This is a genomic window from Candidatus Thiosymbion oneisti, from assembly GCF_900092655.1.
GTDB classification, from domain to species: Bacteria; Pseudomonadota; Gammaproteobacteria; order Chromatiales; family Chromatiaceae; genus Thiosymbion; species Thiosymbion oneisti.
Map to the genome: position 1 here is coordinate 1 of NZ_FLUY01000875.1, position 11242 is coordinate 11242.

10 protein-coding genes are annotated in these 11242 nt (G+C 50.1%); 2 read left to right on the plus strand and 8 right to left on the minus strand.

Annotation, left to right across the window (positions count from 1 at the left end; translation table 11 throughout):
* Window positions 1–25 precede the first annotated feature (25 nt).
* On the minus strand, window positions 26–1015 hold the full coding sequence (locus BQ17_RS09230; RefSeq protein ID WP_089726382.1) for a UDP-glucuronic acid decarboxylase family protein: 990 nt from the start codon (window positions 1013–1015) through the stop codon (window positions 26–28).
* A 288-nt stretch (window positions 1016–1303) separates the two neighbouring features.
* Here BQ17_RS09230 and BQ17_RS09235 point away from each other — a divergent pair, with 288 nt between their 5' ends.
* The gene (locus tag BQ17_RS09235; protein WP_089726385.1) at window positions 1304–1891 is read left to right on the plus strand and encodes a Uma2 family endonuclease; all 588 of its coding nucleotides are present in this window, start codon (window positions 1304–1306) and stop codon (window positions 1889–1891) included.
* Window positions 1892–2098: 207 nt separating this feature from the next.
* Here BQ17_RS09235 and BQ17_RS09240 read toward each other — a convergent pair whose 3' ends face one another.
* The 7 genes from BQ17_RS09240 to BQ17_RS09270 all read right to left on the minus strand — a co-directional run bounded on the left by BQ17_RS09240 (window position 2099) and on the right by BQ17_RS09270 (window position 10418).
* Window positions 2099–3547 carry a B12-binding domain-containing radical SAM protein gene (locus BQ17_RS09240; protein ID WP_089726387.1) on the minus strand — a complete coding sequence of 483 codons (1449 nt, stop codon included), beginning with the start codon at window positions 3545–3547 and terminating at the stop codon, window positions 2099–2101.
* Window positions 3548–3762: 215 nt separating this feature from the next.
* On the minus strand, window positions 3763–4005 hold the full coding sequence (locus tag BQ17_RS09245; RefSeq protein ID WP_089726389.1) for a hypothetical protein: 243 nt from the start codon (window positions 4003–4005) through the stop codon (window positions 3763–3765).
* A gap of 115 nt (window positions 4006–4120) precedes the next feature.
* Window positions 4121–4807, minus strand: coding sequence for a class I SAM-dependent methyltransferase (locus BQ17_RS09250; RefSeq protein ID WP_089726390.1), 687 nt, complete (start codon window positions 4805–4807; stop codon window positions 4121–4123).
* Between the two features lie 6 nt (window positions 4808–4813).
* A complete protein-coding gene (locus tag BQ17_RS09255) occupies window positions 4814–6241 on the minus strand; it encodes a B12-binding domain-containing radical SAM protein (protein WP_176722361.1) in 1428 nt (475 codons plus the stop codon).
* Between the two features lie 147 nt (window positions 6242–6388).
* Entirely contained in the window at window positions 6389–7825 is a 1437-nt protein-coding gene (locus BQ17_RS09260) for a B12-binding domain-containing radical SAM protein (RefSeq protein WP_089726395.1), read from the minus strand.
* A 3-nt stretch (window positions 7826–7828) separates the two neighbouring features.
* On the minus strand, window positions 7829–9289 hold the full coding sequence (locus BQ17_RS09265; protein WP_089726397.1) for a lipopolysaccharide biosynthesis protein: 1461 nt from the start codon (window positions 9287–9289) through the stop codon (window positions 7829–7831).
* Between the two features lie 433 nt (window positions 9290–9722).
* Complete coding sequence (locus tag BQ17_RS09270) at window positions 9723–10418, minus strand: hypothetical protein (protein ID WP_141699198.1); 696 nt, start codon at window positions 10416–10418, stop codon at window positions 9723–9725.
* 36 nt (window positions 10419–10454) lie between these two features.
* Between BQ17_RS09270 and BQ17_RS09275 the strand changes: the two genes are divergently transcribed.
* The coding region (locus BQ17_RS09275; RefSeq protein ID WP_089726401.1) for an IS481 family transposase at window positions 10455–11242 on the plus strand (788 nt) is incomplete at its 3' end.

The following is an 11242-nucleotide window of genomic DNA, read 5'->3' on the forward strand; positions in this document are numbered from 1 at the left end:
CTGCTGCCGATGGTGGGCATCCACCCTACGCATGATGGGCATAGCCCACCCTACACTGTTCGAAATACGCGATGGTCTTGCGCAATCCCTCCTCCAGCGTCACCTTTGGCTCCCACCCCAGGCGTTCCCGAGCACGGGCGATATCCGGCCAGCGCCGGATCGGGTCATCGGGAGGTAAGGGACGGAACACCAGCTTGGAGCTGGAATTAGTGAGCCGGATAACCTGCTCCGCCAACTGACCAATCGTGAGCTCGTCGGGATTGCCGAGATTCACCGGTCCCGGAAAACCGGGCGCGCTGTCTTTACCCGATGGCGTATCCATGAAACGCAAGATGCCATCCACCATGTCATCGACATAGCAAAAACTCCGGGTCTGCTCACCGTCGCCATATAGAGTGATGTCATGGCCCTGCAACGCCTGCACGATAAAGTTGCTCACCACCCGGCCGTCATTCGGGTGCATCCGCGGGCCGTAGGTATTGAAGATGCGCGCCACCCTGATGTCGAGTCCGTGTTGGCGGTGGTAATCGAAGAACAGGGTCTCGGCACAACGTTTGCCTTCATCGTAGCAGCTTCGCGTCCCCACCGGATTCACGTTGCCCCAATATGTCTCGGTCTGTGGGTGTATGGCCGGGTCGCCATAGACCTCGCTGGTGCTGGCCTGGAAGATCCGCGCCCCTAGCCGCTTTGCCAGACCGAGCATGTTGATCGCCCCGTGCACGCTCGTCTTCGTGGTCTGCACGGGGTCGTGCTGGTAATGGACGGGACTGGCCGGACAGGCCAGGTTGTAGATCAGGTCCACCTCCACATAGAGCGGGAAGGTAATGTCGTGCCGCAGAAACTCGAAGTGGGGATGAGAACGCAGGTGCTCGAGGTTGCGCTTCGAGCCGGTAAACAGGTTATCCGCGCAGATTACCTCGTCCCCGCGTTCCAGCAACCGGTCGATAAGATGGGAACCCAGGAATCCCGCGCCCCCGGTGACCAGTATCCGCTGCTGTTCATTGTAATTCCGCATTGCCTTCCCCGAACTCACCGGAAACAAGAACCACGAATGCATGCAAATGGACACGAATAATTGCATCGGCCCGACCAGCCCTCCTGTCTCCGAGCGAGGGGCGTAGGATGCGGCGAGCCCGTAAGATGTGGCGACCAGGGATGGCTGAACTGTCAGGTCCCGTGTGACTATAATATCAAGGAGGAGCTATCCTCTGTTGCAGGCGAGGGAAGTTTTACGCTACCCGATTGGTTAATCGAAAAGAAATTGATACGTGTTCATCCTGTATCTTACCCCCGGAGACTGTAGATGTCGCCCCAAGCCGTAGTGAAACAAGAGGCCCTGTTTACCTGGGCCGATTACCGTACCTGGCCGGATGACGAGCGTTGGGAACTGATCGCGGGGGTGGCCTATGCGATGGCGCCGGTACCATCCACCAAGCACCAGATCATTACCGGCAATCTATTCGGTAGGCTTATCCAGGGTCTTGCCGGCAAACCCTGTCGTCCCTTCATCGCCCCCACGGATGTCAGGCTCTCGGACCTGGACGTGGTGCAGCCGGACATCCTGGTAGTCTGCAATCCTGCCCGCATCGCACCTACCCACATCGAAGGTGCGCCGGAAGTGGTGATCGAGGTCCTCTCGCCGACCACCTCCGCCAAGGACCTGCGGCAGAAAAAGGCCCTCTACGAACGGGCCAGGGTGCGCGAATATCTGGTAATCGATCCCCTGGAAGAGTACGCCATCCGTTTTCTGCTCGGCGCGGACGGCTTCGACAAGGGTACCATCTTTGCCGCCGACGAGCAGTTGGTCATCGCCACCCTGGAGGCGCTGGAGATACCCCTGTGGGAGGTATTCGAGTTGGAGGGACCGCGAGACGGGGTAGCCGCGGAATAGGTTGAGTCGCAAAGACGGTGCGCACTAACGGGAGTTGAACAACAAGCGATCAAACGGGTCCCATTGGTTACCAGGATGAGCTTAAAAACACGACAACTATCTTGACAAACGTCGGGGGAGTCCCATGCATAATGCCTAAAATTCGGACTTCTTTCGTTGTGCTTCATAACAAACCATACCCTGCATTCCTGGGCAAATGTGACATTGTCAATAATACAGTTTAAGCCATTTTGCTAAGAAAATCTCCAAAGGAAAATAGAAAAATAGATGTTTAATTCTTTGTCTTGCAATAGGCCCATAAAGCCTTCCAAGGACTTTAACATAGAGGGGGGGGTAGGTATCACCGGGATCGTTCAGGAAAGGGGAAGTAAAAGCAAGCATCCTGATGGCCCTTTGCATATCTTTAGAGAACCAAGCAGTATTATCAATGGAATGATGGAATGCACCCCATTTTCCTAGACAATCCGGCTGTTTCAGCCCATGAGCGACGGCTAAATCGTGTAGCTCACAGCCTGGGACAGGAGTAAAAATAAAAAAACTAGCTATTCTGACTCTTCTATTTTCCTTCTTGAGTTGCAAGGCCAGTGAAACGGTTTTTCTTAAGTCTTCCAACGTTTCCGTTGGCAAACCCACCATAAAGTAGAATTCTGACTTTAGGTGATACTTGGCTAATTTCCTGTTCGCTTCTATTATATCTTCCCGCGTGATTTTTTTATTCATCAGTTCTAGCATTTTATTTGAACCGCTTTCCGCACCCACTCCCAAAAGAATACAACCACTTTGTTTAATTAACTTTAAAAAGGCGCTATCCATTCTTAAAATATCATCTACTCTTATGAGTGCCTCCCAACGGATATTCAGTTTTTTCAATTGTCCCACTAACTCCCTACTTCTTCCAAGATCTATGAAAAATTCTTCGTCGTCAAATTGAAACCAATTGATACCATATTTGTTCACTAAGAATGTAATCATTTTCAGAACATTGTCTGCATTTAAGGCTCTCCATCTCCTCTTATGGAAGGCATTAACAAAACAATACTTACAATCGAATGGACAACCCCTTGATGTCGCTATACTAACAGAGTTGTAGCCCGGCTTGGCATTGATATAGCGGTGCATGTCAATTAATTCCCAATGAGGAAGTGGTTGCTTGTTGAGATCTATAAATTCCCGGTCCGGATTATGAGCGATTTTTCCGCTCTCTTTATAGGAAACTCCCCGTATCCCACTCAATGACCTATTATTTTTAAGGGCATCCGTAAGCTCCACCATCGTTTCTTCACCTTCCCTGCGTACGACAATATCCACAAACTCATTTTCTAGTGTTTGCTCAGCAAGTAGCGTGGGATGCACTCCTCCCCAAACAATAGGTATAGTCGAATGGCTTCTGACAAATTCGGCGATTTCCAGACCATTTAAGATTTGCGTACCGGTCATGCATGAAATGCCCAGACAAATCACATTCTCTTTTAACACTTCCAAGACCTGAAGTTTCCAGTCTTTTTCTATTCGTTGATCTATAATCTTCACCTGATATCCGGCATGATGTAAAGCCGTGCCCACAAGTAAAATACCGGTTGGCACGAGAGGCCTGCCTATATGCTCCTGTAAAAAATATCCGGCATTAGGCTGGACTAATAAGACAGTGTGCATCATTGCCTCCAATTTACGGTGGTGTTCTAAGTGTGTTGTTGCCGAATATAGAATGCCTTGAAAAATTCCCTACCAGGAGATTTTACAAGGTGCCCCATACCCGACAACAACAAGGTTACAATACTACCCGGTTTATTAGGGAGAGTGTTTCAATTTTGTTGCCTTCTGGTATAAGGGTACTTTCAAAAATCCTCCGGAGGGAATCCTACAAGGTTCTTTTAGCCACAAGTTACTATCAGCTTTAGTATATTCCAAACCTTAACGGTAGGCGTCATTACGGTTATTCCGATCATGTCGACATCCCTTAAATGCTTCAGCCTCTCCGTTCTACGGGACAGGCAGTGGTTCAAATCAATGACTTCAACCTCATGTCCTGCCGCAATCAATGCACCAGCTAAATAAGCCAACCCTGTATTCAGCCCGAGCATATTGCCATGGGGATTGATAAGCTTAAGCTTCATTACTAATACACTTCAAGCCATTTTGCCATGGAAATTTCCAAAGGAAAAATAGACGAGTAACACCGTACGCATCATTGCCTCCGATTTTTATACCCATTAATTACAAAAGGTGTTGTTATTTCTCAGCTTCCGCATAAATTGACTCAAAATCTCTGTCCTCACGATCGAGGCTCGGATCGAACTCCCTCAGACGCACATTTTTCATCCCTTTTAGTTTCAAAATGTGAATAAGATTCTCTTCATCGAACATGTATTTATGCAGACCGTCCATATAAGCCATATAATTCACATAATCTATTTTGGTTGTACTATTATATGCAGGTTCGTAAAAGAAATACAGATTTGGGTCTCTATCAGGATATTTCAGATAAGCTTCTATATAAAGTCTGGCATTGGGTACACAGATCGAGAAATTTCCACCTGGTGACAAGACTCTCGTACACTCATCCAAGAACTTTTGCCCTTCTTTGAATGAAAGATGCTCAAGGAAGTGAGATGAATATATTTTGGAAACACTTTCATCCGGAAAAGGTATTCCTTTTCTCAAGTCCCAGTAAATATCGCAATTTATTTTCATATCCATCGTCAGCCATCCATTGATCCCTTTTTTATCTCCGGCACCTACTTCCAAGAATATTCCTTTTCTGTCCTTTAAAAAGCGCCTTATTCTTCGTCTCGACACTTCATACATAAAAAGCAGAAAAGCCGGTTTGATGATTCTTTTGATTTTCTCTTTCATGAATATTCCCCAGGTCTTGACAAATAATAAAGCTGCTTTTAGCTTTGCATACTCCAACCCCATTACCGGTCAGTATCCTTTTCTGACTTTATGCAGGTTCAAACCTGCAACGAAATTTTTGGAGAGATAGTATAAATGCTGAAGGAATCGTTTTGAATCATACATGAAAATCAACTTTAGAAGTATTCCGACTCTTTTGAAATTGGAGTCATCCATGTTCACGAGATGAACATAGTTTCTACTTCTCAGGTGGGCATAGTAATAATTATCCTTTCTTTCCTTTACTGAGTAGTCGTCGGAGTCGAAGGCTACACTTGCACTCCTCCCGACAGTCCGGCCTTCCCGCCAGTCCAATAGGAAATTATACCTCTTTTCATGGGTAACAATCTCATACAGTTCGGTCCCGGGATACGGTACGAGGATGCTCCATACAGCCGGATTCAGGCCCATTTGTGTCGAGCGTTCGATACTTTCTCTATCTAACTCTTTATTGCTGCCGGGAAGTCCGATAAGAAAGAAACCACCAACTTTTATTCCCTGCTGTCTATACTCATGAATGGCATGGAAGACCTCATCAAGCGTTTCACCTTTTCCGATGGATCGGTGGATTTCCGGAACTAAGCTCTCAATACCGAAATTAACCTGAATGACCCCTGTTTTTTTCATTAATCGGGCGAGCTCCCGGTCTGTAAATTTTGCCCGGATACCGCTGAAACAACTCCATTCAAGAGACATTTTTTCCTCGAGCAAAAAACGGCAAAACGCTTTGGCACGTGACATTTTCAGCGTAAAATTATCGTCTAATATTTGAAATTTTTTCAGGCCATATACCTTTTTCATATGGTGTAATTCAGCTATTATGTTCTCAGGGCTTCTTGCTCGCCATCTTCCTTCGCCGAGAAGCGGTAGAGCACAGTAGAGACAATGTGAAGGGCATCCTCTACTAGTTAAAATCGGATAGCTATCATGGGGATATGGGATCTTGTATTTCGAGACCGAATCAAAGCACAAATAATCCGGGAACGGCAAGGAGTCCAGGTCCTTTCTCAACATTCTCGGCTCATTTTTCACAATCGTATTACCATCCCTGAAAATAATACCATCAATTTGGTTAAGATTTTTTCCGGAAGCAATTTCAACGATCGTTTGTTCACCTTCACCGACGACGGCGATATCGAAGCGACTGTTATTCTCCATGAAAGCAAGGCCATCCAGGCTAATGTGCGGACCGCCACAAACCAAAAGCGCATCCGGGTTGATTTTTCTTGCACTTGCGGCTAATTCCAAAACTTCACCAACGGTAGGCGTCATTACGGTTATTCCGATCATATCGGCATCCCTTAAACGTTTCAGCCTCTCCGTTCTACGGGACAGGTAGTGGTTCAAATCAATGACTTCAACCTCATGCCCTCCCGCAATCGATGCCCCGGCCAGATAGGCCAACCCTGTATTCAGCCCGAGCATATTGCCGTGGGGATTGATAAACTTAAGCTTCATTACTAATATACTCCAAGCCATTTTGCCATGGGAATTTCCAAAGGAAAATGGGAAAACAGATGTTTGATTCTTTGTTTTGCAGTCAGATTTTTAATACCATTAATTATAAATGGTTATCTGCTTTGCGTGCTCCGATCCACTGACCGATCAAAATCCTTTTCTGACCGTATGCAGATTCATACCTGCAATGAAATTTTTGAAAATATAGTATAAATGTTGCGGAAATCGTTTTAAATCATATATGAAAATCAATTTTAAAAGCGTTTTGGCCTTTTTAAAATTAGGGTCATTCATATCCAGAAGATAACCATAGGTTCGACTTCTCAGGTGGGCATAAAAAAAATTATCTATTCTTTCTTTCGCTGAGTAGTCGCTGGAGTCAAAAGTTATATTTATCTGGTTCTGATGTCCGCCGACAGATAGGCCCTCCCGCCAGTCGAGTAAAAGATTATACTGCTTCTCATAGGTGACAATCTCATAGAGCTCGGTCCCGGGATACGGCACCAGGATGCTCCACACAGCCGGATCCAGGCCCATTCGTGTCGCGCGCTCGATGCTTTCTCTATCCAACGCTTTATTACTGCCGGGAAGCCCGATAAGGAAATAACCACCGACTTTTATTCCCTGTTGACTATACTCATGAATGGCACGGAAGACATCATCGAGCGTTTCGCCTTTCCCGATGGATCGATGGATTTCCGGAATTAAACTCTCGATACCGAATTTAACTTGAATAACCCCTGCCTTTTTCATTAATCGGGCGAGCTCCCGGTCCGTGAATTTTGCCCGGATACCGCTGGAGCATTCCCACTCGAGAGACATCTTCTCCTCGATCAGCAGACGGCAAAATGCCTTGGCGCGTGACAGTTTCAGCGTAAAATTATCGTCCAATACTTGAAATTTCTTCAAGCCATATGTCCTCTTCATATGATGTAACTCAGCTATTATGTTTTCAGGGCTTCTTGCCCGCCATTTTCCTTCGCCGAGAAGCGGTAGAGCGCAGTAGAGACAATGTGAAGGGCATCCTCTGCTGGTTATAATCGGGTACAGGTTATGGGGATATGGGATCTTGTATTCTGAGATCGAATCGAAACATAGATAATTCGGGAACGGCAAGGAGTCCAGGTCCTTTCTCAACACTCTCGGCTTATTTTTCACAATCGTATCACCGTCTCTGAAAATAATACCGTCAATTTGGTCAAGACTCTTTTCAGAGGCGATTTCAGCCATTGTCTCTTCACCATCACCGACAACTGCGACATCGAAGCTCTTGTTATTCTCCATGAAATCGAGGCCATCAATACTAATATGCGCACCGCCGCAAACCAGGATCGCATCCGGATTGATTTTTTTCGCGCTTACGGCTAATTTCAAAGCTTCCTTGACGGTAAATGTCTTTATGCTAATTCCGATGATGTTGGCACCCCTTAAACCTTCCAGCCTTTCTGTTCTTCCGGGCAGGTAGTTATTCAGATCGATGACTTCGACCCTATGCCCTTCCGCAATCAATGCACCGGCCAAATAGGCCAGTCCGGTATTCAGCCCGAACCAGTTTCCTTGCGGATCAATAAATTTAATCTTCATTGTTTATATCGACTTGGCTGCCGGTGACACCAGGTTGGCATACAGGCGGCGAATATCCTCGGCTCGCACGACGCCCGTCAGCCACATCATGCCCAAGGCAACCGTAACCCCCATCACCGCATCGAGCAAGGGCAACCCGTCCGCGCCCACCAGCCTGGCCGTGAGGAAGCCGAGCAGGCCCCCGGCCAGCGCCTTTGCAAGCCGGATCAGGCGTGGGCACCGGGGGGCGGGAAGGATCACGACCCCCGCCAGGCCACCCAGTAGACCTACCGTTCCGGTGACGATGGCCGCCCCCAGTGCCTGCCAACTCGGAATCACCAGCACATGGGCCAATACCGCGGTGCCGAGCATGGGCAGCGCGATCGCCGGCAACAGAAAGTGACGATAATGAACCACCAGCTGGGTGACCGCGAGTGATTTCAGCAAGACCCCCGCACTGCCGATCAGGAGCCAGGCCGCCAGTGGCGCGGCAGCGGCAAAGTCCGATCCGAACAGATACCGACACAGACTCGGCGTCGCCCCGGCCAGCGCGAGCGTGAGACCGGCCATGGTCGCCGCCATGCGCTCCAGCTGCAGCGAGATGTTGCCAGCGCCTACCAGGTCACCGGCGGAACGCGCGCGGGTAATGGCCGCAATCGCCGGGGTCATAACCGAGGGGGCGAAGAGACCCGGGACCATGGCCAGGAGTTGCGCTGCGGCAAAGTGGCCGAGTGCCTTGTTCGAGCCGCCGAAGACGGTCAGCAGCAAGATATCGATCCGGTTAAAAACCTGAATACAGAGCGCGAAGAGGAAGACCGATGTCGACAGGCCCCGGAGCTCCGAAAAGCGGAGCCGAATGGGGACGCGGAGGGGAAAGGCGCAACGCCGGCGACACCACAGGATCTCCGCCACCCGGGCGGAAAGGAGGGCCAGGATCGCCCCCTCCAGGCTCATCCCACTCCCGACCAGGATCACGATGAGGCCCAACCGGACGAGCTGGAATACTGCCGTGGAGACCCCCGCGTGCTGGTAAAAGCCGAGCCCGATCAGCGCATTGCGATACGCGCGCGCAAGTGGTAACAGGAAGATCTCCGCACCGGCCAGGATCAGCAACCCGGTGAGCTCCGGATGTCCAAGCCAACTTGCCAGGAGTGGGCTCAGTGCCGAAAACAGCACCCAACCGGCGGCACCGATCCGGAAATTGAGACGGATCAGCTGGCCAGCCATGTCCATCGGCATAGGCGCGCCCGAAACGAGTCTCACCGCGGTACGACCCGCCAGGATACTCACCGCGACCCAGGCGACCGGGACTACGGCGGAAAGGACGACGCCCAGCAGGCCATATCCCTCGAGGCCCAGGTGTCGGGTCAGAAAGGCGGCGCTGATCAGACCGACCGGGAGCGCTAGGGCCTCGGCGAACAGGCCAATCGTCGCGCCGCGGACCAGGCCCGCGGTCCACGGCGACTGCTGTTGCCCTTCGCTCATCGCCGGAATCTTAAGTGCTGCGGTACTGAGTTCTACTTTTCCGGAAAAAATTCGACAAGGTAGTCCGCAATCTTTTCATGGGCTAATCTATTAGGGTGCTTTTCATAGTTGCATATTGGATTTTGAAGTAAGCACAACAGCCAGACAACCTGAAAACCATAACAGGGAAATATAAACAAAAGCGTCACTCCTATTATAATAGGCAATAGCCAAGGATGCTGAGAATAGTATAATCAGGGTTACGGTTTTGAAAAACCACTTTTTCAAGTTATTCATATATTGCCTTCTTTTTGACACCCATCACCGGGACCAATCATGAATAGGCCACACGGGATGTCCTCGCGCGCCATCACTGGTCAGAACCGCACCAAACAAAACAGGCGACGGCGGTACCGGATGGCCCGGAACTACTTGACGGCGAACGTCTCGATCCCTAATTGAGGGTATCGATCACGACTTTCATCATATTATTTTTCGAGGCAAATACCTCCTCGGAGACCTTTGGGATTATTTGTCCGCCAAACCGGAAAAGATTTCGGTTCCAAAGATCTATTGGTGTGCTGCCAATTCGATAAACAGTCGAAGGGGCAATTGCAGTAACATCCTTCCCCAGAAACGGAGGAACGTAGATCTGACTTCCAAAGTCACCTTCCGTAAAAAATAGACAGTGCTTGGCGAAGTGGATTAAGCAAGCCTGCTCCGGAAAGGATTTACAGGGATAGCGAAAGCAGTTTGGATAATTCTCAAACTCTGAATAGCTGTCGAGCCACCGCCCGGTATGGAATGACAGCAAGACAACTTTAACCTCCCGAGCAACCGCTTCAATCAGCTTTGCCAATTTTCCCCTCGGTAAAATATCTTTTGATAACTGATCAGTATCACGCATTCTCGTCTGACAAAAAACAAATGGCTCTGTCAGATTCCATCCCAGTTGTTTTTCGACAGCGTTCAAAACAGTGAAATCGGGTTCAATTTTTTGATAGATGTCAGGTCCCGTGTGATTATGTACTGAGAAGGAGCGATCCTTTGCTGCAAGCCCGAGAAGTTTTACGCTTGCTAGCGGGAGAGGAAGCGGAAGGAAACGTGACGGCAAGCGAGGGGCCGGTCGGCAGTGTTTGACCGAGCTCATAGCCTACCCCAATTAAGTTGAGCGATCACACCCATCATGAACATCCAGCTGCACCAGAACGCCCGCACCACACCCGCCCTCCGTCTGGAATTACAGGCGCAACCCCCATCGGTGAGCAACCGGGAGCTCGCGGAAACCTACCACCTCAACCGCCACACGGTGGCGAAATGGCGCCGACGCGCAGGGACGGCAGACGCCTCACACCGCCCTCACCGGCTCCAGGCAACCCTCAACGCGACCCAAGAGGCGGTGGTGGTGGCCTTGCGTCAGAGCCTGCTGTTGCCCCTGGATGACCTGTTGGCGGTGACCCACGAGTTCATCCACCCCGCGGTGTCCCGCTCGGGCCTGGACCGCTGTCTGCGCCGCCATGGCGTGTCGAACCTCAAGGCGCTGATGCCCCAGGAGGAAGGCGCTAAGACGCCGGTCAAGTCTTTCAAGGCGTATGCGCCCGGTTTTGTGCACGTCGATGTGAAATACCTGCCGCAGATGCCTGATGAGGACCAACGCCGCTACCTGTTCGCTGCCATTGATCGCGCCACCCGTTGGGTCTACGTGGAGCTCCTCCAGGACAAGTCAGCCGCGTCTGCCAGCGGCTTCCTCAAACGCTTGATCGAGAAGGCGCCGTTTACGATCACCAAGGTCCTCACCGACAACGGCAAGGAGTTTACCGACCGCTTCTGTGCCACCGGTCAACGCCAGCCGACCGGCACCCACGCCGTTGATCGGGTGTGTGCCGACAACCACATCGAACATCGCCTGATCAAGCCCAGAACCCCGCAGACTAACGGCATGATCGAGCGCTTCAATGGCCGTATCGCTGACGT

What these genes read in the sequence shown, in the direction of transcription:
- BQ17_RS09230 (WP_089726382.1), bottom strand. Translation starts at nt 1,015, where the DNA reads ATGCGGAATTACAATGAACAGCAGCGGATACTGGTCACCGGGGGCGCG.
- BQ17_RS09235 (WP_089726385.1), top strand. Translation starts at nt 1,304, where the DNA reads ATGTCGCCCCAAGCCGTAGTGAAACAAGAGGCCCTGTTTACCTGGGCC.
- BQ17_RS09240 (WP_089726387.1), bottom strand. Translation starts at nt 3,547, where the DNA reads ATGATGCACACTGTCTTATTAGTCCAGCCTAATGCCGGATATTTTTTA.
- BQ17_RS09245 (WP_089726389.1), bottom strand. Translation starts at nt 4,005, where the DNA reads ATGAAGCTTAAGCTTATCAATCCCCATGGCAATATGCTCGGGCTGAAT.
- BQ17_RS09250 (WP_089726390.1), bottom strand. Translation starts at nt 4,807, where the DNA reads ATGGGGTTGGAGTATGCAAAGCTAAAAGCAGCTTTATTATTTGTCAAG.
- BQ17_RS09255 (WP_176722361.1), bottom strand. Translation starts at nt 6,241, where the DNA reads ATGAAGCTTAAGTTTATCAATCCCCACGGCAATATGCTCGGGCTGAAT.
- BQ17_RS09260 (WP_089726395.1), bottom strand. Translation starts at nt 7,825, where the DNA reads ATGAAGATTAAATTTATTGATCCGCAAGGAAACTGGTTCGGGCTGAAT.
- BQ17_RS09265 (WP_089726397.1), bottom strand. Translation starts at nt 9,289, where the DNA reads ATGAGCGAAGGGCAACAGCAGTCGCCGTGGACCGCGGGCCTGGTCCGC.
- BQ17_RS09270 (WP_141699198.1), bottom strand. Translation starts at nt 10,418, where the DNA reads ATGAGCTCGGTCAAACACTGCCGACCGGCCCCTCGCTTGCCGTCACGT.